Genomic DNA, 26,815 nt, shown 5'->3' with positions numbered 1-26,815 from the left:
CTTGGGAGGAGGCTGTTCCCGCCGTGAGCAGCCAGCCACGGGACACGCTTCGCCATCGTCGAAGAAGATTTGACAGTCGCCACCGCGCCTGTTGATCATCTCCCGATGAACACCTCCTTCAAAGCTTGTCTCACCGCCGTTGCGTCGGTGTTGCTCTCGGCAGTCGGCTTTGCAGCGGACACGGTGGAATCGCTGATCGCCCAAGCTGGCAATGCGAACGATGATCGTGAACGGCAGGTGGTTCTGGAAAAGCTGGCAACGCATTCATCACTCGATGACACGCGGCGCAAGGAAACCGCGGCTCTCGAGGAATATGTGCGGCGCTGGAATGAGAGCGGGTTGAAATTTTACAACGCGAGCACGCGCGGAAAACCGGACCGCGCCATCGGCGACTATGACTTCGGCGTGGCGGCCGATTCGCCGCTGCGCCCGATTTGCGAGTTGTATCGCGGTCGGATGCTTGCGTGGAATTTGATCGAGAATAGCAACGTGCGCACGAATCCCAAGGAGGCGAAATGGTTCAAGGATGAGGCCGTGGCATCGTTCCGGCGGGTGGCCGAAGCGTTTCCGAAGAACACCGTGGCGCGCATGTATCTGGGCGACGCACTGCCGTGGGGGACAACCCCGGAGAAAGTCGAAGGAGCGCCAGAGTGGGCGGCGTTGCAGCGCGAGCAACTTGAACGTATGGCGGAGATCATTCGCTGGTGGATCACGCATCGTCAGCGGGCGAACACGGGTGAGTTCGGCGGCGGATGGGGTGATGACTGCGAGATGTGGCGCTGGTGGTCGTCCGTGCTGCTCGGATTTGAGGACCCGAAAATCATCGCTGCACAGTTGAAATTTTCGCGCTCTGCCGTGACGCGACCGCAATTAAAAGGGGGCTTCAACACGGAGATTTCAGATGTGGAGCACGCCGCCGAGGACACCACTGACAATCTCGTGCCGCTCATGGTGCTGGAGCCCAACAGCGAAAAATGGACGAAGTGGGGCCTGAAGATGGGCGACTTCATGCGCGACGTGTGGACCGGCAAAAACGAACGCGGTCAGTTGCAGTTCAAAAGCTTCTACTTCAGCGCCACCGAGACGGCGCCGCAGCAGCAACGGGCCTTTGATGTGATTGCGAACGTCGGCGCCTTGCATCCCGCGCTGCTCGCCTGGCAAAAGACCGGTGACGAAAAGCTCGGCGCGCAGATTTGCGCCTGGCTCGACACCTGGGTGGATGCGACGGCGCGGGCCGAGAACGGCAAACCCGCAGGCATCCTGCCCGCCTCCATCCGCTGGCCCGATGGCGCTGCTGCGGGAGCGGAAGGCCGTTGGTGGGAGCCGGTCAAACCCGGTGGCTACATGCACAGCTATTACATCTGGCCGAGCGTCATCACCGAGATCACTGATGCGCTCATGCTTGCGCATACGATGACCGGGAAAGAGTCGTATCTCGCCCCACTGCGTTCGATGGCAGCCATCCGGCTGAAGCATTTGAAAAACCTGCCGTCGGAAACTCCGACCCCCGGCAGCGAAGCCTGGTGCGGAGACCTGCTCGCGCCGCGTCGCAATGCCAACAGCAACACGGGTGGTCTCGTCAAAACGCTCGCACGTTTCAAGGCGCTCACCGGCACGACGGAGTTCGACGAACTGCTCGCGCTCGAAGGGTCCGAGTTTGTCATCCGCACAGATGCCGCAGGTCGCCAGGAACTCGAAGCAGCCTTGCGCGAAAGCCTCGGCGCATTGCGTGTGAATTTTCCCGGTTTCACCAGCGAGGTGCGTTCGACCGACCGCTGCATGCGCTTCGTGCAGTTCCTCGCGCAGGACTATGCCTTCGACGACTACAAGGGCGTCATGCAGCCCAAGCACGAGCTGCTTTACCGCATGGTCACAGGTGACAAGAATGCCCCGCGCTTTCCACAAATGGCCGTGCGCTGGCTCACGCCGCCCCAAGACATCGCGGCGCTCGTCACGGAAGCCAGCGCGACGCGTTTCACCGCGGAGTTGTTTCATTTTGGCAAAGAGCCACGCGAGCTGAGCGCGGAACTGCGGCAATTGAGGCCCGGCAGTTACAAAGCAAGCCTCACAGTCGGTGGCAAACCGGTGAAACTGGCCGACGACAGGGTCAAGGTCGAAAAGGGCCATTTCTCGAAACTGCCCTTCACACTGCCCGCACAAGCACTCACCGTGCTGACGATTCAACCAACCCCATGAACTCCCTGGGGCTTCTTGTTGGTGGTCACGCGTGCGGTGCGCTTCGCCTAAGAAAAAGCGTGCACCCCAACGCCGACATGACCCCCGGCGCATTCGCAAGTATTGCGAGCGCGACGCCGAAGGCCTCCCCTTCCACCCGTCACGGAAAAAGCTTCGTATGGTTGTTTCCTGTAATAGCGGCCGCCACCGGATGCTTGACGCGCCGTTCTGTCGTGATGGCATAGTAGTCGCTGCCGCACTCCTCCGCCCTGGCAATGACCTTCAGCCCGTAGTGTTTGAGAGTTGCAGCACTGACTGCGGTTGGGATTGCGGTGAACCCCCACTCACCTTGTGCGGCCGCCACCATCATGAGCGTGGCATCTTCGAATTCCGAAATGACTCTGGGGCGGATGGATTCTGAGTCAAACCACGTCTCGAGCGCAATCCGGCTGCCCATGTTTTCACTCGGGAGCAATGCGGGCGCGTTGTGAAGCGACCTGGGGAAATTTCGGCGGAGCTTTGCAGCAAGGGCCGGTGCTGCGCAGAAAGTCACCCCCGAACGGCCCAGGCGATGGTTGTACACCTTCAACTTGAGACTGCTTGAGGCCGGTTCATCAGACAGGACGAGGTCAAGGCGGTGGGCGCGAAGCTGATGAACGAGCGGAGCCAGCTCTGCCTGCCGGCAGACGATGTGCGTGGGAATGCGGAACTGAAAGGCAGGCTTGAGCAGCTCGTAGGCAATCTGCTTGGAAAGGGCGTCCGTCATGCCGACGTTGAATTTCAGAGCCTTCTGGGTTCCCGGGAGGTGCTTGAAGGAGGTCACCAGTTCCCGCCCTGCAGCAAAGATTTCGTCTGCATAACCCAGCGCCAGACGTCCGGCCTCCGTCAGGACAATACCCCGTCCCTTTCGCTGAAAGAGTTTCTCGCCGAGCGACTCTTCCAGGCTGCGAAGCTGCGCACTGATGGCCGGCTGGGAAACATGCAATTCCTCTGCTGCCTTGCGGACGCCGCCCTTTCTGGCGACCGCCCAGAAGTACCGCAAGTGGTGAAAGTTGAGGTGGTCCATAACATGGCAACGATAACTTTTTGTTATCGGTTGCATAAGAATGCAATCATTGTGGTGCAGTGTCTGGAGGGTAGGGTGGGGATGCCGATGAGGAGCGGACCAGGTGACCGCAGGTTGGCCCTGCAGGGTCCGATGCCCACGAGCTGGAATTTTACCACCATGAACATGAACACCCCCACCTCCATCCCCGTGCACATCATGCCGCACCATCTCACCCTCACACCCTCCCTGAACGCATGCGTCCGGGGGAGTGTCGAAAAATTGTCCCACTACGCGAACGATGCTCTGGCGGCCCACATTGTGCTGCGGAGACATCATGGCACTGCCGAGGGAAAGCGCTTTTCAGCGAGCCTGCGCCTCGCACTGCCTGGGCGGGACCTGCACGCCACGGCGACTCACGCGGACATGTACGCTGCGATAGGGTTGATGACCAGGAAGCTCGCGCGCCGCTCAAGGAGGCGCAAGACCCAGCGCGTCCGGGCCCGGAGCCTTCCCGCCCGCGGGATGGTGCGATGAGCTGAACCTCTCGCCCCCGGTGCGGCAGACGCGTCAGCCAGCGCATGGGTTCGATGAGATATCATTGTTTGCGCCGGGCCGTGGCACAAAGCCGCCCAGCTGCGCTGAAAAAAAGGCAGCCTGGGTCTTCCTGGTTGAAAACCCCTCTTAACGGCCCCCAGCACGGCATCCGCACGGATGCTGCGCCGGTCGCAACCTTCCAAGTATTTTCCCATTCCCATTCCACCATGGCCCATACAAGACCGACCAAACTCGACCGTCCGGTGGACCCCCAGCGTGACCATATCCTTGGGGATCCTGACGCCGAGCTGACCCTGGTGGAATATGGGAACTACACGCGACCATCCTGCCACGCCGCGCACGAGGTGGTGGCTGACCTTCGTGACCGATTCGGGGAAAGGTTGCGCTATGTCTATCGACATCGGCCGGCTGGGGACAGCGGGCTGGCAAGGCGGGCCGCAGAGCTGGCGGAGTATGCTTTTCTTTCGAAGGGCGAGTTCTGGCCTGTTCATGACGCTCTCATGAAGGGCGGGCAATCGTTCAAGTCTGAAGATCTTGAACGGTTCGCCGGCGAGTTCCAGCTTTCGCTTGATGATGATGATCACACCTCCGTGCGCGATGCCGCAAAAGCGAGAGTGCAGGAGGATGTGGAAAGCGCGCACCGTAGCGGAGTGGTGATGACGCCTACCTTCTTCATCAACGGACGGCGTTATGAAGGGACGTGGGATGAGAACGCACTGGCAGATGCGATGCTGGGCACCCTTGGGCATCGGGTGCAAACCGCTGCGCTGAACTTTGCCCGGTGGGCACCCTCGGCTGGCATGCTGTTGCTTTTCATGTCGGTGCTGGCGGTAACCCTGGCGAACTCAGTGTTTGGCGGGCCCTTCGCCTCGCTGTGGGGTGTGATGGGCGGGGTCCGCATCGGGGAAGCTGCTCTGAGCCTCCCGCTGTTGGGCTGGATCAATGATGGGCTTCTCGCCATCTTCTTTTTCGTCGTTGGGCTGGAGATCAAACGGGAGTTCACCATAGGACGCCTTGCGACATTTCGATCCGGCGCATTGCCTGTCATCGCTGCCTTGGGTGGTATCATTGTCCCTGTCCTGATCTATCTCAGCATCGCGCCATCCGGCCCGCTCGCCAAAGGATGGGCCGTGCCCATTGCAACGGACACGGCATTTGCCGTGGCTGTCATAGTGCTGCTTGGAACGCGGGTGCCGGTCGAGCTGCGAGTGTTCCTGACAGCTGCCGTCATCATCGATGACCTTGTCGCCATCGCCATCATCGCGGTCTTCTACACAGAAGCGCTGCATGTGCACTACTTGATCGCCTCGGTGGGGATGACGCTGCTTCTGGTCGGGATGAACCGTTGGGGCATCTATCGCCCGATGCCCTACCTTTTGTTGGGCATCGTTCTGTGGATCTGTCTGCATGCGTCCGGGCTCCACGCCACGCTTGCAGGAGTGATCCTCGCGTTGGTCACTCCGGCCCGGCCTCCGGCAAAGTTGAATGTGTTGATGGCCCAGGCTGAGGCCATCATCCGGGCCGAGACGCGTCGCAGTGGCGAGTCAATCATGAGGCATGGACTCTCTGAGCCAGCGATGCGGGAACTGGATGCGATCCATGACCGCACCGAGTCGCCTACAGACAAGCTCCTCCGTTCGGTGGAGCCCTGGTCCAGCTATCTTGTGCTGCCGCTCTTTGCCCTCGCCAATGCAGGGGTGGTTCTAGCCTTGGATGTCTTCCAATCACATGGGGGGCTGATGCTGGCCATCACGCTTGGCTTGGTCGTCGGTAAGCCGGTCGGGATCGTGCTTGCTGCCTGGCTGGCGGTCCGCTTGCGAGTTGCAACCAAGCCACCAGAGTATAGCTGGCGTCAGCTTGCGGGTGCTGGCGCACTTGCGGGGATCGGCTTCACCATGTCGCTTTTCATCGCAGGAGAAGCTTTCCCCATCCCTGCGGACTTCGCTGCTGCAAAGATCGCGATCTTCACCGCGTCGCTCATCGCCGGGATTCTGGGTACGGTCATGCTTTGGCGGAGACGCGAGCAGGGAGATGCGAATGACAGGATCTCAGAGGGCTGCCCCACCTGACTCGCGCGCATCCTCTCAATGAGGGCATGGGGCCTGCGAGCCCGTATGGGATCGCAACAAGTTCTACCCTGAAACCAACATCGAATCATTACAAACAAAGCAAACATGACGAACATGAACCCAATCAGCCACCCACCAAAAAGGATACTGCTGGCCACTGACCTGAGCGCACGTGGCGACCGCGCTCTGGACCGGGCAGCCCAGCTCTCGCGGCAGTGGGGGGCGGAACTGGTGATCGTCCACGCGATCGACCGAAAGATGGAGAGTCTTTCTGATCTCGCCAACCCCCTTCCATCGTGGCGCCGGTCTCCCACCCCTGAGCTGAACATTCAAAAGCAAATCAGGCGAGACCTCCGGGAGGAAGTTGACCATCTGAAGATTCAGATTGGGGAGGGGGACCCTGCCCGCGTGATTCTGGATACTGCAGCCAGAGAAGGTTGCGAGATGATTGTCCTGGGGATGGCTCAAGAAGACATCTCGGGACGGATGCCTCTTGGGAGCACCGTAGAGCACCTTGTTCGAAAGTCGCCCCTGTCCGTCCTCGTGGTGAAGAACCGGCCCAACGGCCCTTACCGGCACATCCTTGTTGGAACGGACTTCACGGAGGAGTCGAGGTACGGCCTTGAAGTCGCGGCAGGTTCCTTTCCTGGCAGCCGCTTTGCAGTGATGCACGCGTTTGAAATGCCCTATCGTGCCCTTTTGTCAGATACCACGCTGAGCCAGGAATTTGCGGCGATGGAACGGGCGACGATCACTGAGTTCCTCAGAGATTCCGCAGTGCCTGCACAAGTGCGCGACGGCATCAAGACGATGATCGAGCATGGGCCTCCCGGCTTGATGCTCCGCCGATATGTTGAAGAACAGCATGCAGACCTCACTGTCATCGGGGCCTATGGAAGAGGATTTCTCTTTCATCTGCTCATGGGCGGTAACACACCTCGCATCGTTGACTCGGTGCCCAGCGATGTTCTGCTTGTTCGGGCTCATCGACCCGGAGCCACGCCTCTGGGTGACTAGAGCCTTGGCCTTCTTCTTCATGCCTCCGGGATACCTTGAGCAGCATCGTGAATTCGTCTGTTCCTTTTTAAGGCGGTTGACAGACTTCATTCTGAGCCCCTTTTTTTGATCGGAGGTCTTGCCAATGTACTGTGATGGCCAGTAGGGATCCCGTCTCCACCCAGCCACCCAATGCCTGACAACTGCCAGCTCCGCCCCGTCGCTCCTGCCGACGCCGAACGCATGTTGCGCTGGCTGTTGGATCCGGAAGTCGCAGACAACTTCGGCATGCGCTCACGGCCTACCTTGCATTCGATGCAGCAGTGGATCGGAAAAGCCAGCACGGGGCAGGAGACTCACGCCTGGGCCATCCTTCATCGCGGAGTGCATGTTGGAAACGTCATGCTCGATTGCATCGACACTTTTCTTCAATCGGCCCGGCTCTCCATCTATCTAGGTGAAGCCTCGGCGCGCGGCCAGGGCGTCGCTTCGCACGCCATCCGGCTGGCGCTGGAGCAGGGTTTTTCCACACACGGACTTGAGCGTATCTGGCTGACGGTGCACGAACGAAACACGCGGGCGGCTTTGCTTTACACCCGGGCGGGCTTTCGCATCGAGGGCGTGCTGCGGCAGGATTTCATCTTTCGCGGCGAGCGCATCAATTCCATTTTGATGAGCCTGCTCCGAATGGAGTTTATTGCAAATAATACTGGAACATCCAAAAGTCTTGACAACCAGACGTGAGATCCAGATAAAGGCGTCCAGGGGACAAGACTATGACCACCAATCAGGACGCTATATCCATCGTTTCCCAGGCTCTCTCCCAGCTGGGCCTGCAACCGCCCAACTCCGAGACGGAAAGCCTCTCGATCACGTTGCAGGACAACACCGTCATCCGCATCGATGTTGTCAATGAGGGGAAGCGCGTCTGCCTCTGGAACGAGTTCATGCCCTGGCCCGACCCGGAGGTGGAAGCGACGGTGCTGGAGAACCTGCTCAGACTGCATGCTCTCGGCACCGCGACTGACGGAGCCTCCTTCGCCGCGAAACGCGAGACCGGCAGCATCATCGTGTTCAAGAGCTTCCCGACTGCGCACCTGACGGCTGACTGGCTGACGGAAGAACTTGAGAGCCTGGTCGATCTGATTTTCAAAGCGCGAGAGGTGGCTGCTACCGGGCGCCTGAACGGCGCAGATGGGAGCCCTGACACCGACCTGGCGGACCTGTCATCCTTAGTCTGAGGTAACACTATGATCGGTAGCAACATCAGCTCGACGAGCCCGCTGACGGGTGTGGGAGGGGAGGTATCCGTCGGCAGCACCCCGGGGCGTACGACCTCCCCAAAGTTCTCCGGGGCCATGGTCAACCCAGAAGGGGGCAGCGGCAGCACCAGCTGGATGCCCAGCGCCAAGCAGGTCGTGAGCGGCTTCATGGCCCTCGGGCGCTGGGCGGTCACGGCGGGCGTCTCCTACGGTGTCGCCACCACGGTGAGTCCTGTCTTGGGCCCTGAGATGGGGGCTTTGGCCGCCGTGAAGACGGGCAAAGCTGTTTACAACACGCTTGCCCCCCAAGAATCCGATCCGGCCAAAGTCCTCTCCGACAAGTCGCGGGTGGACAGCCTCAGCAGCATGTTCGACAACGCCCAGAGCAGCGACAAAGTCAGTCAGCCGCACAAAGAAATTCTCAAGACCATCGATGACCTGGGTTCCCGCGCTTACTGTCGCGATGGCGTTGACGGAAATGGCGAGCCCAAATACAGGCCGATGACCCAGGACGAGTTTCGCGCCGCTGTGCTGCATGGTGCTCATGTCGTGGTTCCCGGCAGCGAGACTCTGGACAAGTTCAAAGAGAATCCAGACAAGATTGACCGGTCCGCCACCGGCAAGTCCTCGCACTACACGAGCATGACGGACAAGACCGCGGTGAAACGTGAGCAATATGGGATCGACATGCCCACCAGTGACGTCGGCGGCCCCTCGGGCGGCAACGGCTTCGGCCACCTCCTGACTGGCAAGACCCCCAATGGCGACACCTTTTTCCAATTGGAAGGGCACGGTACCTCGACCAGCGAACAATGGCGGGGCCACACCAAGGACCTCTTCAGCCATCTCAACTCTCTGGCCAATGTCGGCCCGCAGGGCGTCATCGACATGGTCGAAGGAAGCCGCACCCACATCATCATCGCTCCGGAGAAGTAGCAGAAGATCAGGTGCAATGCCTTCTCTTTGCAATAGCCTGTCCGTTGGCGCTATGACAGGTAGATGGTGAGCGAAAAGATACACTCGGATCCTTCCGACTTGTATCGAGATGACCTTTACAGGGTTGGAAGTCTCTTCACTAAGAATGCAACGGGAAGCGAGTGGAAATGAAACCAACAATCACTCTTGTCACTTGTGTGTTGCTCTGCTCCACATTCGGGCTTGCCTGTAGTGGCAAAAAGTCAAAGCTGGCGGGTGAGCAGGTTTCACTATACTTAGCGGGAGGATACCAAGAAGACTACGTCACACTTCGAGTTGATGACAAGATCTTGTGCAGCGAGAAAATCTCTACCGATCCGAGCTCTGGTCTCGCTAAATTTTTGGACTTCAGATGTACTGAAGATGTAGGCATAGTAAAAATCGATGTTCAGTTATCAGACGGAAAGACTGTGTCTCGCGGCCTCCAATTCCAAATTGGTCAAGGGAGTTACATCCAATTGCACCTTTTCCGTGGGAATGATGTCAACCCGCCTGAGGTGGTTGAATTCCAGACCGTCGCAAAACCTGATTTTTACTGAGAACCTGTTTGGATAAAAACATCCGGGTGTGGCAGGTTCAATTAAGGGAATGAGATAAAAGCGGCTTCGCCGAGGCTGAGATCTGCCCCTCCGGGTTGCGGTCCTTTTGAGCCTGGACGGCGTTGCTCATCGGTTGTGAATCTCGATTCACGCCCTCTTCGCGCCTTGTCCAGACTCAAAATGCCTCGCAACACACCCAGCGCTTTTATCCAAACAGGTTCTGAGAACCCCAGCGGGGCAAAGTTGCCGCAAAAAGCACCGATAAACATGGTGTGCCCATAGCAGCCCGCGCGGGCATACTGCTTGCGACAAACGGGCTCCACAATCAAGCGTCTGGCGAGATCCATTCCACAGCGAGAACTTGCCTCCTATTGTCCGAACGGGTCAATGCCTAGCCCCTCCTCTATCCGGCATTCGGGCATCTGCAATCGAATGGAGGATTTCAAAGAAGACAGGTGTTTATGGAAATGGCCGCCAGGCACCTTCCGACGGGGTGAAGGAGATCTTCGGGTGAGACCGTAGATAAGATTCACCACCCCTGCTGCCGCCCGCCCCGACCCCCGAGTTCTCGGGGTTCGTGCATAAAGGCGGCGCGGGTTACGTAATGGTCTCAATCCGATGACCCGTTTCGATTCCAGCCTCCCCGCCATCTTGGTCGCCAGCCTTGGTTTTGGCCTTGCCGGTGCCGCCCGCGCCGCCGGGCCGATTGACGTCTTCCTGGAGAAACACTGCATCAGCTGTCACGGCCCTGAGAAGGAGAAGGGGGACCTGCGGATCGACAAGCTCTCGCGCGACTTCAAGCTGGGCGCGGATTCCCATCATTGGGCGGAGATGATCGAACAGGTGAATTCCGGCGAGATGCCTCCGAAGAAGGAGAAGAAACCGACGCAGGAGGAGATCTCGGCCTTCGTGACGCAACTCGACTCCCTGATCAAGGAGGGCCGGGCGGCGCGGATGGCAGCGCGGCCGGCGGTCACGCATTACCGCCTGAGCCGGAAGGAGTATCAGAACACGGTCTATGACCTGCTCGGCGTGCGGTACGATCCCGCCAAGCCCGGGGAGCTGAACGAAGACACGCTGTGGCATGGATTTGAGCGCATCGGCTCGGAGTTGTCGCTTTCGCCGTCGCATGTAGACCGCTATTACCGTGCCGCGGGCACCGTGCTGGACCGCGCCTTCCCGGTCGCTTCTGGTGCCGAGGCTCGCAAAGTCCGCAAGATCGCAGCGGATCTGCGCTACAACGGCGGCAAGGAACAACAGGCGGCTCTGGACCGGTTCGGCATCAAGCGCCCGCTGCGTTACCTCCTCTTCCCCGGCACCGTTCAGAACGCGCTCTCACCCAACTGGTTTGGGAAACCGGGGCCGGAGTCCAGCGGGCTCTACAAAGTCCGCATCCAGGCCAGCGGCATCCGTCCTCCCGGCGGCCAGCCCGCGCACTTGAGCATCGGCAAGCGGACCGGCGAGGAGACGGTGGACAGCCTCATCGACCTGGACATCACAGCGCCGGAGGACAAGCCGCAGGTATATGAGTTCGAGGTGTTTCTCGAAATGCCCGCGACGCTGGACTTCTGCGTCGTGGCCACCGATGTGGTGGACAGAAGGAGCGGCGCGGCCTTCCGCAATGCGCTCTCCAGCCGGGGCGGCTATGTGTTCACGCATAGCAGCGAGACCCTGCTCCTGAACCCGAACGCCCCGCAGATGTTCGATGACAAGGGGAACGGCCTCTTCTCGACGGTGCTCCTTGATTGGATCGAATGGGAGGGGCCGCTGGTGACCGATGCGGAAAAGTCCCGGCGCAAGGACCTGGTGCCTGCCGATGACGCGACCCCCGAGGTGGTCGCCGAGCATCTGCAGCGCTTCGCCGAACGCGCCTGGCGCCGCTCCGTCAACCAGGAGGAGCTGGCGGAGTATCTGAAATCCTACCTCACCGAACGCGAGGCAGGCGAAAAGCCAGCCGAGGCCTACCGGGTGGCGATGCAGGGTGTGCTGACCTCCCGTAATTTCCTCTACCTCGTTGAGGGCGAGCCGGTGGCCCGCGAGCGCCTCACCGATCTGGAGCTCGCCTCCCGGCTCTCGTACTTTCTGTGGAGCTCGATGCCGGATGACGCCCTTTTCAAGGCGGCCAAAGGCGGCACCCTGAACGGCGAGGGGCTGAAGAAGGAGGTGGACCGGATTTTGACGGACAGCCGGATCAACCGCTTTGTTGAAGACTTCTCCCGCCAGTGGTTGCAATTGCATCGCGTGGGCATGTTCCCGCCGGACAAGAAGCTCTACCCCGCCTATGACCTGTGGCTGGAGACGAGCATGCGGGAAGAGCCGGTGGAGTTCTTCCGCGAAATGCTCGTGAAGAACCTGCCCATGGAAAGTTTCCTCGATTCCAACTGGACCATGGCCAACTCCCGGCTCTGTGATTTCTACGGACTCCCCGAGCCCAAGACGGACGGTTTCCTGCGCGTCTCGCTCAAGCCTGAGGATCGTCGCGGCGGACTGCTCACCATGGGCGCGACGCTCGGGCTGACCTCGGACGGCACACGCCACCGTCCAGTGCACCGCGGTGTCTGGCTCAGCGAGGTGATCCTGGGCAAGACACCCCCGCCGCCCCCGGCCAACGTGCCTGCCATTGAACCCAATCCGCCGACAAGCCCCAAGGCAACCCTCCGGGACAAACTGGAGGCGCACCGCAACAACGTGAACTGCGCGGCCTGCCACGCCAAGATCGACCCCCTTGGGCTCGCCTGGGACAACTACGATGCGATCGGCCAGTGGCGTACTCATGAGAATGTCGCGGCGGGGGTCGGCAAAAACCCTCTGGTCAATCCCAGTGGCGAAATGCCCGATGGTCGCACCTTCAAGGATGCCAACGATTTCAAACGCCTCTTGATCGAGGATCGCGACAAGTTCGTGCGAGCCTTCATCGAGCACCTCAGCACCTACGGCCTCCGCCGCGTGCTCACCGTGGATGACGAGGACGACATCACGGTCATCGCAGCAGAAGCGAAGAAGAACCAGTACGGGGTGAAGGACATCGTCCGCGCCGTGGCTCTGTCCAACCTCATGCGGAAGAGATGATGCTTCCCATTACTCCAGTATTCCACCACTCCATTTCTCCGTCACTCCACCCCTCCGTCCCATGAGCACCTACCTTTCCCAATCCTGGCTGATCGACCGCCGCCATGCCCTCAAGGCATTGGGCTCTTTCATTTCCTTGCCGCTGCTGGAGTGCATGGTCCCGGCTCGAGCAGCGGAGGCAGTGACCGCCACGCCGCGGCGCAGCGCTTTCATCTATCTGGCGAACGGCGTGCATTCGCTGAACTACCAGATCACCAAGGGAGGGAAAGATTACCAATTCTCCCGGTCGCTCATGCCGTTGGAGAAGCACCGCCAGTCCATCACGCCCATCAGCGGTCTGCATCACCCGGGCAGCCTCAGTCATCACCACAACTGCATCAACATCTGGCTGACGGGAGGCAAGCTTGGGCCCTCTGATAAGAACACCATCTCGGTGGACCAGAAGATGGCCGAGATCACGGCACAGCACACCCGCTACCCGTCACTGGAGGTCGCCATCACGCAGGAATCCCTCGCCTGGACGGCGGACGGAGTCCGGCTGCCGGCCATGCGTCGTTGCAGTGAGATCTTTGCCTCCATGTTCGAGGAGCCAAAAGGTGGCATCGCCGCCCAGCGGCGGGCCTTGCGCCGCAAAGGCAGCGTCCTGGATGACAACCTCGCTGAGGTACGTCGGATGGAGAAGAAGATGGGCTCCCAAGACAAAGGGCGCATGGATCAATACCTCACCTCCGTCCGCGAAGCAGAGATCCGCACCCGGCGGGCCGATGCGTGGCTGGATACGCCGCTGCCTGCCGTCTCCGACGCCGATCGCCAGCGCACCAACCGCGACATCGCCGACACCAAAGCGGGCGACTATTTCCGGACGGTCTATGACCTCATGGTGCTGGCGTTCCAGACGGATGTGACCCGCGTGGCCACCTTCAGCCTGGGGGGTGAGGGCCAGGCCATTGCCATTCCTGAAATCGGCATCACGGAATCGCGTCACCAGCTCAGCCACCACGGCGGCGATCAGGGCTACATGGAGAAGCTCACGAACTACGACACCTTCGCCATCGAGCAGTACAGCTATTTCCTCACCCGGCTCGCGGAGACCAAGGACATCAACGGCAAGTCATTGCTCGGCTCCACGATGTCACTCTTCGGCAGCGGCATGTCCTATGGTCACAGCCATGGCAACGCCAACCTCCCCCTCGTGCTCGCCGGCGGCTCGGACCTCGGGCTGAAGCACGGGCAGCATTTGGATTTCAACGCGGCCGCCGCAGGATTCCAGGGCTACTCACTTGGTGCAGACGGCGGGCTCACCACTGCGCACTATCAAGTCTGCAGCCGCCCCGTGAACACCGACGCCCACATGAGCAACCTGCTCCTCCTCATGGCCCAGCGCATGGGCGTGGAGACCGACAAGTTTGGCGACAGCAACAAGGTGATCGCGCTCTGAGGTGGCATCAGGGAGCTCTGGAGTAGAGGAAATCACTCCAGAGCTCCGCCATTTCATCATTCCAATACTCCAACACCCCGCCTCTCCACTCCTCGCATGAACCGAGCCCCCTGGCTCCTGGCCCTGTGCCTCGGCCTCTCTCTCTCCTCCTTCACATCCGCCGCCGCCCCTGTCGCTGTAGAGGAACCGTATCGCCCCGAAGCAGGGAAGTTCCCCTCTTTCGAAAAGGCGCACTCGTACCGGGGTGAACTGGTGTTCGTGGATCATGCCAACCGTCGCGGCAGTCTTCGCATCCAAGCGGCGGGCACTTATTTCCGAAATGCGCCGCATCCCTTCGCGCTGCTTCCCTACGCCGTCGTCCGCTATCATGGCGCGCCGGCCGATTTGAGGGACATCCCGCTCGGCACGGTGCTGCACGTCCGGGCCTACCTCCCGCCGGATCCGAAGCTCTCCGCCGTGCCGGTGTTGCCGGTCAACAACAAGGACAAAATCGCGGGCTACAGCGGCACTGGCGTGGCACCGGCTGAGAACCACGTTCTTCTCCTGGAAGACGAGCCCAGCCATTGTCAGCGCGGGGGATTGGTCTGGAAGCTCAAGGAACTCGAGCTCAAAGACAAGGAGGGGATGATCATCGCCAGCCGCGAGCCCAAGGCGGGAACTGCTGCGGGTGGCAAAGCCGAGGAGGAAAAGCTGACCTTCGACGCCGCCACGCGTGTCTGGCGCGGTCGCGAATGCCTTGGGATCGCCGACCTGATCACTGAGGGCATCTGGCCCGCCAGCGGCAAGAAATCACTCGATGGCCAGGCCGTCCTGCTCGGGATCACCTGGAGGCCCACGCCCGATGGTATCTTCACCCGCTTCCATATCTCTGACATCTGGCTGGATGACGCTTCGATGCAACGTGCCGCTCAAAATCAAACCGAGACGCACAAGGCTTTCATTCGCAGCCGCTGGATGCCCGCCTTTGTGGATGCCGTTGAGTATGGCAAGTTCGGTCGCGCCACCGTGACCGCGACCTTGTTTGGTGGCATGGACGAATCTCTCTACGCCGACTTCCAGAAGGGCGGCCAGGTGCTGGTGAATGGGGCCGAGAATACCCTGAAGCATGCCGGAGGTGCCTACGGCCCCGCGCACATGGCTTCCAAGGGCCCCGTCCTCAACGTCACGAAAGCCTCTGGAGAGGCCCCGCTGGGCAGCAGCGGCATCCAGGTCCAGTTTGAGACAGACCTCGTCATCGAAGGCATCCGCTCCGGGAGAGTCGTCCGCATCCGTCCTTCAGGCTGGCCCCAGGTGCAAGTGCCCCGGGAGGAGTATGTGGGAGATGGCTCCGATGCCGAAGACCGCTTTCCGACCCCGGTCATCTTTCCGAAGTACTGATCTCCTGGAGTGATGGAGCAATGGAGCGGTGGAGCATTGGAACTCCATCACTCGAATACTCCGCTACTCCATCACTTCATTGATCCGTTCTTTCATGAAACCCGCCCTCACCCTGCTCGCCACTCTCTCGTGCGTGCTCACCACCACCGCACCTGCCGCAGACGAGCCCTTCCGGCCTGAGGCGGGGAAGTTTCCTCCATTGGAGAAGGCGCACTCCTATCGGGGCGAGTTGGTGTTTGTCGATCATGCGAACCGCCGGGGAAGCCTCCGCGTGGCAGGGTCGGGGGTGTTTCGCCGGAACGATCCGCAGCCTTTTGCCATGCTCCCTTACGGCATGGTGCGCTATCACGGCGCACCAGCAGATCTGCGGGACATTCCTCTCGGCACCGTGCTGCACGTCCATGCCTTTCTCCCGCCGGATCCGAAGCTCTCCGCCGTGCCCGTTCTGCCGGTCAACAACAAGGAGAAGACGTCGGGCTACGGTGACGCCGGAAGTGCCCCCGCCGAGAACCACGTCCTCCTTCTCGAAGACGAACCCAGTCACTGCCAGCGCGAGGGCTTGGTCTGGAAACTGAAAGAAGTGGATCTTGGAAACAACGAGGGGATGATCGTCGCCAGCCGTGAACCCAAGGCAGGAACAGGCGCAGGCGGGGACAGCAAGTCCAGTAGCGAGGAAACACTGAGCTTCGACGCCGCCACCCGCATCTGGCGCGGTCGCGAATGCCTCACGCGCATCGACTTGATCACCGAGGGTACATGGCCCGCCAGCGGCAAGAAGTCCCTGAATGACCAGGCCGTCCTGCTGGGGATCACGTGGAAACCGACGCTGGGCGGTGTTTTTACCCGCTTCCACATCTCAGACATCTGGCTGGACGACGCATCGATGCAACGCGCCGTCCATGTCCAGACGGAGACGCACAAGGCGTTTATCCGCAGCCGCTGGATGCCCGCCTGGGTGGATGCCGTTGAATACGGCAAGTTTGGTCGCGCGACCGTCACCGCGACCCTGTTCGGCGGCATGGACCCCTCCCTCTACGCCGATTTCAAGAAGGACATCCCGGCCGTGATGAATGGGGTGGAGAACACGTTGAAACATACCGAAGGCGGCACCGCTGGACCCGCGCAAATGGCCGCACGAGGCAAAATCCTCGACGTCACGAAGACGCCTGGTGAGGCCCCTCTGGGTAGCAGCGGCATCCAGGTCCGTTTTGAGACCGACCTCATCACCGAAGGCCTCCGCCCCACCCGAGTGGTCCGCATCCGTCCCGCAGCGTGGCCTGATGTGCACATGCCGCGGGAGGAGTACCTCAACAGCGGGAACTTCAGCCACGAAGACAGATTCCCGACGTCGGCGATTTTTCCGAAGTATTAGGACGTGTTTGAAGTGATTGATGGTGAGGCCGCGCGCCAACGCAAGTCGGGCTGAAAGGCTCAAAGAGCCCTGCCAGGGGCGAAGACCCTAAGTATCGATGCCGAACAAGAGATGACCGTCTGCTGTGCACAGGGGGTGTTTGATACCCGTTACCCTCGCGGACATGGAGCTCCTCTTGGGCAGGCGGTCGCATCCGACGATTCAGACATCGCATATGAGGAAGTTAGTGCCTGCCAAGGAACTTGGATGCGAAAGGCTCCCAGACCGCCACAACTCCTTCGGAGTAAAAACCTCCAACACCCGTACCCAACGTAGACTCGCTGGAAGCTCGTCAACGTTGGGCTTGTCGCCCCATCCTCTTCGAGGAAAAACTTCGACTGAGCGAGTGGATGGCACCAGGTCCTTGAAGCGCTCGCCCCAGGCCGAAGTTGATCCCCAGCGGGGATCTCTAACACAGCCCAACGTTGGACGAGCCCTAAGCGAGTCAACGTTGGTTACCTCCGAAGAGGATGATCAGGAGGGAAAGCCGACAGCATCCGCTTTCTCTCCCAACGTTTTCAACGCCCCCACGTCGCTCGAATGTGTTGTCGCATGTAGCGAGGCCTCCCGCTGACTGACGTTCCCGGCAAGATGCCGGAAACAGCACGCAAGATGCGTGCGCTCCCCTGGCTTCTCCTGCACAGGTCACTTTGAGAAATCGCCAGACTGCGTTTCGCCACCAGTCCAAGATCAGCACTCTGAAGCCTTCTGGCGAAAGACTACTGAGGGCGATTCAGACTGCTATTTTGCACGCGAAGCTCGGCGAGCGAGCGCTCCAGGTCGAGGAGCCGTTGGTCATGGCTGCTCACGGCGACGACCACGGCCTCATCGAACGGCTTGCGTTGTTTTTCCAGACGCATCAGCATCTTTTGCAGAATTTTCTGGGGGCCCTGGAAGAGAAGAGAGCCGAATGAGGGTACCGTCTTGGCCACATCCACGGAGCGCTTCAGATGCTTTTGCAAAGTCTTCACAGGGGAGGACAATTTTGTGGAATGCATGGCGGAAAGAGGCAGGCTTCTTCCGGCATGAGGCTCGAGCGAGCGAAGTTCGCGGAGGCGAATCTCCACCGCCGCGGCGCAGCGTGCGGGGTTGAAACGTTCGGCGAGGTCTGCGGCGGCACGGCGTCCCTTTTCCGCGGCCTCTTCAGGGTGGTCATAGACCCTTCGCATCAGCTCTGCGGCGTGGGAGATGCTGGGCTCTGCCCAAACAGCCTTTGCGGGGTAGGGGGCTGAACCGGGGCCAACGGGAACCTTGTCGTACCGGCAGAGGAAACTGTTGCCCTCATTCATGAAGTCCATGTTTCCGGAGTAGCCTGTGGCGATGACGGGCTTCCCCTGGCGCATGGCCTCAGCCATGGTTAGACCGAGCCCCTCACTCCGATGGAGTGAGACATAGCAGCCACACCCCGCCTTTAATGCCTGGTTGGTGGCATAGTCCATGTAACCTGACAGGATGCGGATCTCGGCGCGGTCCCGTGCGGCGTAACGAAGCTGCTCCAGATCTGCGATGTGTGAGTCCCCGTTGATGCACTTGAGCACCAGTGCGGGACCCTCACCCGGCCGGAAAGCCTGCTTGAAAGCCTCCACCACGGCCAGAGGGTTTTTCCTCCGGAAGATGCTGTGGAAGTCGAAGCTGAAGAGGAAGAAGAACCCCTCTGGAATGCCCAGGAGCTTGCGGTCCAGAGCCCCAACGGCACCCGCAGTGCCAAATGGCAGGGGGATGTACTGAACGGGGACTGGAGAAATGGGGGCCAGTGCCTTGCGGATGAATTCAGAAGCCACCCACACCTCATCCACTTCCTGGAAGGCGGAGTGCATGCTCTCGGGAAAGGTTTCCAGCTCCCAAAACCACAGACCGGCCACCCTGCGTTTGTGAAAATACTCACGGCCCAGCCGCTGCCGCACGGAGGAGACGCTGTCCGCATTGACACAGAGCAGACAGCAGTCGAAGGCCTCTTCCTCACCCAGCACGCCTTTTTTCTGGTGCTCGTGGAGGGCCTGTTGACGCCCCGGAGGAGTGGAGTCCACCAGGGTTTCAAACGGGATGGACGACTCGCTCAATCCCTGTGCCACGAGGCGGGCAGCCTGACCGACACCGGACTCCGTCCGCAGATACCCGACAATTTCCAATCCTGGAACGAGTTTGGGCTCCGTCCGTCTAGGAGGCGGGAAGATTGGCGGCGGGATCAACCGACTTGGGAGCATGAACTGCTTCACCCCTTGTTGCCTGATCCATTCGATCAGGCGGACCGCATCCCGTCCCTGGGGATCCCGGAATGTTGCGATGAGATCCTGACGCGCCTCCCGCAACAACAGGGCCAGCCGCGGTAGCATGGGAGTCTGGCTGGTGGAGAAGCACGGTTCATTCAACCAGTCGAAGAAGGGCTCCTCACCACCCGGGGCGAATGGCGACGGAGGCGGCACACGATGTTCCTTTTCTGCTTTGACCAGCTCCTTCAGAAAGATCCTGCGCAAGCTGCGGGAGATTCGCTCCCCGCCGGCAAACCTGAGGAAGGGGTACTCTGCCGTGGTGTCGGCGCACTCCTGTTCCGCCAGGTGGACGGCCCGGATGTAGGAGCGGGTCAGCTCGGTCAAAGCTTCATGCTCACTGAGCAGCACCCGCGGCCGGCCCTGATGGTGACGCGTGAGCAGGTGGGGAACCTTTTCATCCAGGCCACTGTAATGGAAAAAAGAAAGCTGCCTGTTATTGACGAAGTAGGTGCCGTTTTCCAGGGTGACCTGGCGCTGGTCCACGTTCCAGTACGCCACGTTGAAAGTTTCATCTTTGGAGATGTGGCAGTCGAAGAAGCAAGGTGCGAAATCAATCCAGCGCTGGTCCGTGAATCGTTGTTCTTCGGGGGCGCTGTAGCATTCCCGCAACAGACGCTCGCACCACCATCCCGTCACTTTCGAGGCAGCAGCACGATTCATCCCCAAGAAGCCCAGATTATAGATGCCGCTTCCCATGATGTCGGCCTCTGAGGGCTGGCATCCCTCCCTCTGCATGGGATGCAGGACATGAGGTGTCAGCACCAGTTCATGGGCTTCCACCGCGTCCACGAGCGACGTCAACGGCTGGAAGAACTCAATGTCCGGGTCGATGTAAAAGACATGACGGCCAGAAAGGCGGGTCACTGTCTCCATGGTCCACGGCTTGTAGGCGGTGGCCACCTCTGTCAGGTCATAGATAAATCGGAAATTGGCCACCTCGGTGGCAGCAAGCTGGATCTCATGCACGCGAAGCAGGTGGATGCCCCGCCGGTCCACCGCCTCCTGGGCGAGTGGACCCAGGGCATGGTCATCGATCAGCAGCATCCAGAAGTCCACGTCGGGATGATGCGCCTTCAGCGAATCCACAAGTACAAATGCCCGGGCAAGGTAGTTCGACGAAACGATGGTGCATGCCGCAAACGGAGCACTTGAGATGGCATTTTCCATGAGCATAAGGACGGTTGCTGGACCGGCTCCGGGAGCAGATGAACGAGCTGGCCTGACGTTGGCCCTAGTAGCCTGCACTCGCGATTTCATCAAGCCCTCCCCAGTATTTGAATTCTGATCTGAAACGCAAGGCGCAGTCCTGCCCAGTCATCAAGATCGAAGCCACGTGGGGGCCATGGATCTCAATCCTCCGCTGAAGTTCGCGCAACCCTTGACTGGCGAGTCGGGGTGTCGGCCGCCGGGGCCGCTGCCTTGGCACAGGGCGGGTCATCTCACCAGCATGGCCAGCCCGGTGATGGCAAAGAGCAGCCGGTAGCGTCGTTGCATCCATTCGGCCGTCTCGAATCCCAGGCCCCGCCGCAGCGCCTGGACAGACCAGGCGACCTGGAGCGACCATGCGAGCACGCTCCAAACCAGGATCTGTGGCATGATGCGAAACGCTGCCAGCCCCACCATGAGCGCATAAGCCGTGGTAAAGAGACCCAGGCTTGCGAGAAAGGTGGGCAGGCTTCCGAACACCACTGCGCTGGTGCGAATGCCATTGAGCCCATCTCCCTCGGCGTCGCGAACCTCCTGGTTGAGATGACCCGCGGCGAAGACCAATCCAAAGAAGAGGCCGATGGCGAGCCCTCTCCCGTCCAGGTCATGGAACACCGTATAACCCAGCAGGAAATGCAGGAGGCCGCCAAGCAGGTGATTGATCGACGCGGCAACCGGGGTGCTCTTGCCGACCCCGGGCAGGCAGGAATAGAAAAGGCTGAGCGTTGCGATCGCTGCTCCTAGCAGCAGGGCTGGTCTGCCAATGGCTGCGAAGGCGACCGTGGCGAGAATGAGAAGGGCAGTGGCTGAGCGAGCGACCTGGTCTCTGCGGATACCCTTCCGGGCGAAGACCAGGGCTGCCCGCCGCGGATCACGCATGTCATCGGCGTGCCCCGCCCAGTCATTGATGATGAAGACATGGGCTGTGAGGGTGAAGCTGCCGAGGAAGAGCACACCCGCCCGGATCACATCACCCCAGGCGAAGGTGAAGCCACCGAGATAGCAGCCAAGCAGGGGCGATGCTTGCAGGACCAGCACCTCCAAGGACCGGGTGGCTGCGAAGTGTCGCAGGATCTTCGCGTAGTGCCGAAGAGACGGCTGGGAACTCATCGGGATTGTTTTGGGGAGAGCGGTGCATTCAGTCCGGCGGCTTCGTAAATCCTCAACCAGAGCGCGTAGCCGAAGTCCTCGGACCAGTAGTACCGTTTCACCGTGGCGCTCAGATCATTATGGTAGAGCATGGGTGGGGTGACGCGAATCTGGGCAAAGTTGTCATGCCCGATCCGCCCCAGTAGATGGCGCGCGGCCTCCCGCGTGGTCGCATCCTGTGGAGATTCCATGATGGCCACGAACGTGCGTGCCGCTTCACTCCAGATCTCCTGACCAGCAGAGGGAAGGGCTAAACGCTCCGTGGGCACCGGAAGCGGAGAGCCCAACAGCCTCAGCTCCACGCTGCGGAGGTACGGGATCAGCGGAGCCTTTGCGTAATACACCCACATGTCCCCATCCTCGATAGAGCGCTCAAGTGCGCGGCCGAGTTTCTGTGCCGCCGGCGGGTCAAACTTGAGCAGCATCAGGTACACGTGCATCTGGATGCAGATGTCGGTCGGGTTGGGGTCATTGCCGGGATCCAGCCCTTGATAGTTGTTGAGTGGGGCCAGCCAGGTCCGGTAGAGCCCTCTCACGTCGCGGTAGCGTGCCAGCTCGCTGAGCATGCGCTCACGCCGTGGGTCTGCAGGACCAGGGCCGGCGATTCTCCATGCAAGAGCCGTGTCGTCGGCGTCCGGGGTGATGACGTGGCCCATGGTGCCGATGGTGGGGCCGTCCGGCAGCCCATGGTAACGCACCAGTCCCGTGTCCTCGATCTGGGCGGAGAGATGGTTCCGTGCCCTCCCCATCATCTCCTCGATCCCTGCCTTTTGTGCGATGGGTGAGAGCAGATCTACCAGCACTGCTGTCAGGTAGGTGTTCATCTCCGGCTGGGGAGCCTCGTAGTGAGGCCTCGCCGTATGCGCGGTGAGCCAGTAGCCGGGCTCAGACTGCCGCTTCCGCAGCAGGGATGTCGCGTGCATTGCCATGACCTCCAGTTCCGGTCCCGTCGGAGGCTTTAGCGGTGTCGCGGCGATCTTTGGAAGAGGCTCCGGTGCCACCACCATCACCTTCATTTCCCCAATCATACGGGCCTCCCCTTTCGGCTGAATGCGGACAGCCAGTTGCAGGACGCGCTTTCCCGGCGCGATGCCATTCGTGTTGGCATAGGCTCGCCAGCCAGAAGGGGAACGGGTCTGCATCGCTTCACTCACATCTGCTCGCGGCAGGAACTCCGTGCTGGAGCCGACCACGACCCCGTCCACCAGCAGGATCATCTGCGCAGGGCTGCGCCCACCAGTGAGTGCCCAACCTTCGAGCACGGCACCGGATTCCAGCTTGGGCATTTCACCCGTGCCGGGCAGCAGGACTGCTCCCACCCGGTCGATGGAACCGCGTGCGTCGAAGAGAAGCTCGGGAGGGGCAGGGGGATGACGCAGTTCGACGAGAAACGGTGTGTTGCGCGGATTCCAAGCTCCCTCCAGGGAGGCGCGCCCTCCCGCAAAGACGAGTTCGTCACTCGTCCTCGTGTACCAGAAGGCTCCGATCACCTGCACGGCAACGGACATCACCATCGTCAGCACCAGCACGCCACGCGCGAAGGGACGCAAGACGAGCACGGCTGGAGCAAGCAACCACACGAGGACTGGCAAAATGTCTGTCAGCCATCGCGGTCCCCACGACTCGCCAGCGCGCCAGTCCATCTGGGAATAGGCCAGGATCTGGACCGCGACACCCGCGCTGAGCGCCACGGCGAGCGTTCTCGTGCCGGGCGACCGCAGGCGCTGGATCAGGCCCAGTGGGAGGAAGACAAGGAACGGAGTGAAGACCAGCAGACCGCGCGTTGGGCTCACCAGCAGACCGCCCACTCCGGACAGTCCCGGCTGGAGGAAGGTGCCCAGGTGTTTTGCATGGGAAGATCCGCCGATCGCAAGGGCATAGCCGCCCGCAATGTGTCCTACAAACTCAAGGTTGTAGTAGAGAACGGCTGCCAGCGGAACAACACCACCTGCGAGGAGCCACAGCGCATCGCGCCACCGCCTCCAGATCATGAAACAGACGATCGCACCAGCGATCACGGTGTCTGGCGGGCGGTTCGCCGCGATCAAGACGCACACGGCACCGAGCAGTACGGTGCGCCAGGTCGTCGTTTTCGAAACCACCAACAACATGGCGAGGGCGATAAGCACCTCCGCCGCGCCATGCTGCCAGAGCGCCTGGCTGGAAATCATCCACGTATTCGTCCCGAAGGCGAAGGCCAGGGTGAGCGGCAGAGTCCACCGGCCGCATTCGCGGCGGAGCACCAGGTACATGAGGATGCTTGCTATCGATGCCAGGATCGATGCCGAGAGCTTCTCCATGATTTCCGCCACATGTCCAACGTTGGGCTGTTTCCAGCCATGGGCGTCGAGCCAGGCGACAGCGGGATAGTAGAGCGGAGCTACCATCACTGGGGCCACCACGGGGTACAAAGAAGCGAGGTGATGATTTCGAGTGCGGACGGTCCAGTAGGTCCACGGCTCGAAGTACGGGACTTTGTTCTCAACGTCGGGTGCGCGGTACTGATGGGAAATTACCGGGTGACCCTGTGCCACCAGCCGGGTATTCGCATCGAGATCCAGAGTGCCGTAACGCCAGAGAATCAGAGGGAGATAGCGGGCAGGGAGGGTGTCCCCGGCTCCGATCTGGCGCAGATTCGCATTGTAGATCAAGAGGCACAGCAGGCCCAAAAGGACCGGTGCCACTGAGCGTTTCAAAATGGGGAGGAAGGTGCTTTTAAGCAATCGACCGATTGTTCATCGGTAGCAGTAGTCACGCAAGGCAAAGGAGGACGTTTCCAGATCAAACAGAAGAGGTTGCCATCTTCAAGCAGTGCCACAGTCATCGCTCTTGTCGCCGATGGGCGAAAGGGTGGCAGCTCCCGACCAAGGAGCTGGCGGAGCCTCTACTTTGGTCGCCATTTTATTCGCATAAGCACGCCTTACCTCTATTCTCGCGACGCACTCAGCACCCCTTACCCATGAAAAGTTTCACTCGCGAAGAGGCCATCGCCATGACCAGCGCCTACCCTCACTGGTACCATCGCATTGAGGTGGCAGAGGGGGTGGTCACTCCGGGCATCAACGATACGCCGACCTATTTTTCCCTCTTTGACTTTCCTCAAGACTGCCGGGGCATGCGCGTGCTCGACATCGGCACCAGAGACGGCTATTTCGCATTTGAGTTTGAGCGACGGGGCGCAGAGGTGCTGGCGGTGGACTATTTCCCCGCCGAGAACACAGGGTTTGCCATCGCCGCCCAACTCCTCAACTCCTCAGTCGAATACCGTCAGAAAAACATCTATGAACTCAGTGCGGCAGAGCTGGGCCAGTTCGACATCGTCCTCCTGCTTGGCCTGATCTATCATCTTCCAGATCCCATGCTGGCGCTGAATCTGGGGCGCGCCCTCTGTCGTGACCGCCTCTATCTGGAGACTCAGGTCATCGACCGCGCCTTCCAACAGGAGGATGGTTCCTTCACCACCTTGCAGGAGCTCCAGCCTGGCTTGCTCACCCGCCCCATCATGCAGTTTTACCCGCGGGATGCCCTGAACAATGACTTCACCAACTACTGGGCTCCCAATGAGGCGTGCATGCAGGCCATGTTGGAGGAGAATCTCTTTCGCGTAGATCGTGTCATTCCCAACGGCCCCCGTGCCTTGTTTGAATGCACCATCCGCGAAGATGCGGTGTTGGATAAATTCAACGCACTGTCTCGCGGCCGGGTGTGATCTGGCGGGCTTGTGGCTGGCGAAGGCTTACAGCCATCGCCCTATGCCGTACTTCAGAATCGACCAGAAGGCGTGGACCCCGTCCTTCCAGCCGATCTTTTTGCCTTCAGCGTAGCTCCGTCCGTAATAGGAGACCGGCACCTCATAAACTCTAACCCCCAGCGCGGCCACCTTGATCACCATTTCAGGCTCGATGCTGAAGCGGGATTCTTTCAGATCAAGGCGGGCCAGCACCTCGCGTCGGAACAGTTTCGTTCCACTCTCCATGTCTGTCAGGTTCAGCCCCGAGAAGCAGTTGCACAACAGCGTGAGAATCCTGTTCCCCACATAGTGCCAGAAGTAATGGACCCGGTGCGCGCCGCCTCCCAGAAATCTCGATCCAAAGACCACCTCGGCATGCCCCTGTAGGATCGGCCGCAGCACCTTTTCATATTCCGCCGGATCGTATTCGAGATCCGCATCCTGCACGAGCACCACCCTGCCGGTGGCCAGCGGGAATGCGGTTCGCAAGGCGGCCCCTTTGCCCTGGTTCTGGCTGTGTCGCTCCAGCCGCACCCCCGGATGCTCCTGAATGAAGTCCTGGACGATCGCCGCAGTGGAGTCTGATGACCCGTCGTCCACCACGATTATTTCCTTCACAGAGGGTTCCTGCAGCACACGGACAAGGCATGCCTTGATGTGCCTCTCCTCGTTATAGGCTGGCATCACCACCGTCAGCGAACCCATAAGCGGTATGGCATCTTCAAAAACCTTGGACACTGGTCAATTGATTCAATCTGAGGCTGATTGTCAATTGTCTGCCGCCTCCATTGCCACCTGAGAATGCGAGCCTCATTCTTGCCTGTCTGGTGGAAAAGGGGTGACTCTCCGAAGGAGTTGTGGCGGTCTGGCTGACTGTGGCTCCCGGAGGTGCCTCAGGAGGGCTTGAAAGGCCCTAAGAGCCCAGCCCAGGGACGAAGAACCCTGGGTACCGGATCCGAACAAAAGCTGTGCCCTGAAGGGGCACGAGAGATGACCGCCTGGTGTGCACATGGGGGTGATACCGGTTCCCCTCGCGGCCATGGAGCACCTCTTGGGCAAGCGGTTGCATCCGGCGATTCAGACATCGCATACGGGGAAGCTAGTGCCTGCCAACGAATCTGGGGGCGAAACGCGGTCTGGTGATCTCTCAAAATGGCTTTGTGCTGGAGAAGCCAGGGGAGCGCACGCATCCCTGCGTGCAGTTTCCGGCATCTTGCCGGGAACGTCAGTCAGCGGGTGGCCTCGCGAGGTGCGCCCAACATTCGTGCAACACCGCATTCGAGCGACGTGGAGGTGTTGATGGCGGTGGGGAGAAAGCAGATGCTGTCGGCCTTCCCACGTGATCATCCTCCGCGGAGGTACCCAACGTTGACTCGCTTAGGGCTTGTCCAACGTTGGGAGATCCCCGCTGGGGATCAGCTTCGGACTGGGGTGGCCGCCAAGGCACCGGTGCCATCCACTCGCTCAGTCGAAGTTCTTCCTCGGAGAGGATGGGGCGACAAGCCCAACGTTGACGAGCTTCCAGCGAGTCTACGTTGGGTACGGG

18 protein-coding genes are annotated in these 26,815 nt (G+C 60.5%); 13 read left to right on the top strand and 5 right to left on the bottom strand.

The window, feature by feature from the left end:
* The first annotated feature begins 105 nt into the window (after window positions 1-105).
* A complete protein-coding gene (locus BV034_RS33865; RefSeq protein ID WP_050031363.1) occupies window positions 106-2,196 on the top strand; it encodes a hypothetical protein in 2,091 nt (696 codons plus the stop codon).
* A 139-nt stretch (window positions 2,197-2,335) separates the two neighbouring features.
* On the opposite strand, the gene BV034_RS33860 is transcribed toward BV034_RS33865, so the two are convergent.
* Entirely contained in the window at window positions 2,336-3,241 is a 906-nt protein-coding gene (locus BV034_RS33860) for a LysR family transcriptional regulator (RefSeq protein ID WP_050031362.1), read from the bottom strand.
* Between the two features lie 165 nt (window positions 3,242-3,406).
* Between BV034_RS33860 and raiA the strand changes: the two genes are divergently transcribed.
* The 11 genes from raiA to BV034_RS33805 all read left to right on the top strand — a co-directional run bounded on the left by raiA (window position 3,407) and on the right by BV034_RS33805 (window position 16,875).
* Window positions 3,407-3,757 (top strand): ribosome-associated translation inhibitor RaiA, encoded by a 351-nt coding sequence (gene raiA, locus BV034_RS36695; RefSeq protein ID WP_265593789.1) that lies wholly within the window; start codon window positions 3,407-3,409, stop codon window positions 3,755-3,757.
* 227 nt (window positions 3,758-3,984) lie between these two features.
* Window positions 3,985-5,847, top strand: a complete 1,863-nt coding sequence (nhaA, locus tag BV034_RS33850; RefSeq protein WP_050031360.1) for a Na+/H+ antiporter NhaA — start codon at window positions 3,985-3,987, stop codon at window positions 5,845-5,847.
* A 114-nt stretch (window positions 5,848-5,961) separates the two neighbouring features.
* The gene (locus BV034_RS33845; RefSeq protein ID WP_265593788.1) at window positions 5,962-6,864 is read left to right on the top strand and encodes a universal stress protein; all 903 of its coding nucleotides are present in this window, start codon (window positions 5,962-5,964) and stop codon (window positions 6,862-6,864) included.
* Between the two features lie 171 nt (window positions 6,865-7,035).
* The gene (locus BV034_RS33840) at window positions 7,036-7,587 is read left to right on the top strand and encodes a GNAT family N-acetyltransferase (RefSeq protein WP_050031358.1); all 552 of its coding nucleotides are present in this window, start codon (window positions 7,036-7,038) and stop codon (window positions 7,585-7,587) included.
* 32 nt (window positions 7,588-7,619) lie between these two features.
* Entirely contained in the window at window positions 7,620-8,084 is a 465-nt protein-coding gene (locus BV034_RS33835; RefSeq protein ID WP_050031357.1) for a type III secretion system chaperone, read from the top strand.
* Between the two features lie 9 nt (window positions 8,085-8,093).
* Window positions 8,094-9,041 carry a hypothetical protein gene (locus BV034_RS33830; RefSeq protein WP_050031356.1) on the top strand — a complete coding sequence of 316 codons (948 nt, stop codon included), beginning with the start codon at window positions 8,094-8,096 and terminating at the stop codon, window positions 9,039-9,041.
* A gap of 167 nt (window positions 9,042-9,208) precedes the next feature.
* Window positions 9,209-9,619: a hypothetical protein gene (locus BV034_RS33825; protein WP_050031355.1), complete on the top strand. Its 411-nt coding sequence runs from the start codon at window positions 9,209-9,211 to the stop codon at window positions 9,617-9,619.
* Window positions 9,620-10,237: 618 nt separating this feature from the next.
* Window positions 10,238-12,688, top strand: a complete 2,451-nt coding sequence (locus BV034_RS33820; protein ID WP_050031354.1) for a DUF1592 domain-containing protein — start codon at window positions 10,238-10,240, stop codon at window positions 12,686-12,688.
* Window positions 12,689-12,749: 61 nt separating this feature from the next.
* Window positions 12,750-14,126, top strand: a complete 1,377-nt coding sequence (locus BV034_RS33815; RefSeq protein WP_050031353.1) for a DUF1552 domain-containing protein — start codon at window positions 12,750-12,752, stop codon at window positions 14,124-14,126.
* A 96-nt stretch (window positions 14,127-14,222) separates the two neighbouring features.
* On the top strand, window positions 14,223-15,503 hold the full coding sequence (locus BV034_RS33810) for a hypothetical protein (protein ID WP_050031352.1): 1,281 nt from the start codon (window positions 14,223-14,225) through the stop codon (window positions 15,501-15,503).
* Window positions 15,504-15,597: 94 nt separating this feature from the next.
* Complete coding sequence (locus BV034_RS33805; protein ID WP_050031351.1) at window positions 15,598-16,875, top strand: hypothetical protein; 1,278 nt, start codon at window positions 15,598-15,600, stop codon at window positions 16,873-16,875.
* A 758-nt stretch (window positions 16,876-17,633) separates the two neighbouring features.
* Here the strand turns inward: BV034_RS33805 and BV034_RS33800 are convergent.
* The 3 genes from BV034_RS33800 to BV034_RS33790 form a co-directional block, all read right to left on the bottom strand.
* On the bottom strand, window positions 17,634-20,351 hold the full coding sequence (locus BV034_RS33800; RefSeq protein ID WP_265593787.1) for a glycosyltransferase family 4 protein: 2,718 nt from the start codon (window positions 20,349-20,351) through the stop codon (window positions 17,634-17,636).
* 267 nt (window positions 20,352-20,618) lie between these two features.
* Window positions 20,619-21,500 (bottom strand): UbiA family prenyltransferase, encoded by an 882-nt coding sequence (locus BV034_RS33795; RefSeq protein WP_050031349.1) that lies wholly within the window; start codon window positions 21,498-21,500, stop codon window positions 20,619-20,621.
* Window positions 21,497-24,223, bottom strand: coding sequence for a hypothetical protein (locus BV034_RS33790; RefSeq protein ID WP_265593786.1), 2,727 nt, complete (start codon window positions 24,221-24,223; stop codon window positions 21,497-21,499). Before BV034_RS33790 ends, BV034_RS33795 begins: the two co-directional genes overlap by 4 nt.
* A gap of 275 nt (window positions 24,224-24,498) precedes the next feature.
* Here BV034_RS33790 and BV034_RS33785 point away from each other — a divergent pair, with 275 nt between their 5' ends.
* Window positions 24,499-25,248: a methyltransferase domain-containing protein gene (locus BV034_RS33785; RefSeq protein WP_050031347.1), complete on the top strand. Its 750-nt coding sequence runs from the start codon at window positions 24,499-24,501 to the stop codon at window positions 25,246-25,248.
* Window positions 25,249-25,275: 27 nt separating this feature from the next.
* Here the strand turns inward: BV034_RS33785 and BV034_RS33780 are convergent, their stop codons facing one another.
* Entirely contained in the window at window positions 25,276-25,974 is a 699-nt protein-coding gene (locus BV034_RS33780; protein WP_050031346.1) for a glycosyltransferase family 2 protein, read from the bottom strand.
* Window positions 25,975-26,815 lie beyond the last annotated feature (841 nt).

The sequence above is a fragment of the Verrucomicrobium sp. BvORR034 genome (assembly GCF_000739635.1).
Lineage (GTDB): Bacteria > Verrucomicrobiota > Verrucomicrobiia > Verrucomicrobiales > Verrucomicrobiaceae > Verrucomicrobium.
Note: the sequence above shows the minus strand (reverse complement) of the source record. Positions and strands in the feature narration are given on the sequence as shown.

What these genes read in the sequence shown, in the direction of transcription:
- nhaA (WP_050031360.1), top strand. Translation starts at nt 3,985, where the DNA reads ATGGCCCATACAAGACCGACCAAACTCGACCGTCCGGTGGACCCCCAG.
- BV034_RS33820 (WP_050031354.1), top strand. Translation starts at nt 10,238, where the DNA reads ATGACCCGTTTCGATTCCAGCCTCCCCGCCATCTTGGTCGCCAGCCTT.
- BV034_RS33860 (WP_050031362.1), bottom strand. Translation starts at nt 3,241, where the DNA reads ATGGACCACCTCAACTTTCACCACTTGCGGTACTTCTGGGCGGTCGCC.
- BV034_RS33825 (WP_050031355.1), top strand. Translation starts at nt 9,209, where the DNA reads ATGAAACCAACAATCACTCTTGTCACTTGTGTGTTGCTCTGCTCCACA.
- BV034_RS33810 (WP_050031352.1), top strand. Translation starts at nt 14,223, where the DNA reads ATGAACCGAGCCCCCTGGCTCCTGGCCCTGTGCCTCGGCCTCTCTCTC.
- BV034_RS33845 (WP_265593788.1), top strand. Translation starts at nt 5,962, where the DNA reads ATGAACCCAATCAGCCACCCACCAAAAAGGATACTGCTGGCCACTGAC.
- raiA (WP_265593789.1), top strand. Translation starts at nt 3,407, where the DNA reads ATGAACACCCCCACCTCCATCCCCGTGCACATCATGCCGCACCATCTC.
- BV034_RS33865 (WP_050031363.1), top strand. Translation starts at nt 106, where the DNA reads ATGAACACCTCCTTCAAAGCTTGTCTCACCGCCGTTGCGTCGGTGTTG.
- BV034_RS33805 (WP_050031351.1), top strand. Translation starts at nt 15,598, where the DNA reads ATGAAACCCGCCCTCACCCTGCTCGCCACTCTCTCGTGCGTGCTCACC.
- BV034_RS33800 (WP_265593787.1), bottom strand. Translation starts at nt 20,351, where the DNA reads ATGGAAAATGCCATCTCAAGTGCTCCGTTTGCGGCATGCACCATCGTT.
- BV034_RS33835 (WP_050031357.1), top strand. Translation starts at nt 7,620, where the DNA reads ATGACCACCAATCAGGACGCTATATCCATCGTTTCCCAGGCTCTCTCC.
- BV034_RS33795 (WP_050031349.1), bottom strand. Translation starts at nt 21,500, where the DNA reads ATGAGTTCCCAGCCGTCTCTTCGGCACTACGCGAAGATCCTGCGACAC.
- BV034_RS33785 (WP_050031347.1), top strand. Translation starts at nt 24,499, where the DNA reads ATGAAAAGTTTCACTCGCGAAGAGGCCATCGCCATGACCAGCGCCTAC.
- BV034_RS33830 (WP_050031356.1), top strand. Translation starts at nt 8,094, where the DNA reads ATGATCGGTAGCAACATCAGCTCGACGAGCCCGCTGACGGGTGTGGGA.
- BV034_RS33815 (WP_050031353.1), top strand. Translation starts at nt 12,750, where the DNA reads ATGAGCACCTACCTTTCCCAATCCTGGCTGATCGACCGCCGCCATGCC.
- BV034_RS33840 (WP_050031358.1), top strand. Translation starts at nt 7,036, where the DNA reads ATGCCTGACAACTGCCAGCTCCGCCCCGTCGCTCCTGCCGACGCCGAA.
- BV034_RS33780 (WP_050031346.1), bottom strand. Translation starts at nt 25,974, where the DNA reads ATGGGTTCGCTGACGGTGGTGATGCCAGCCTATAACGAGGAGAGGCAC.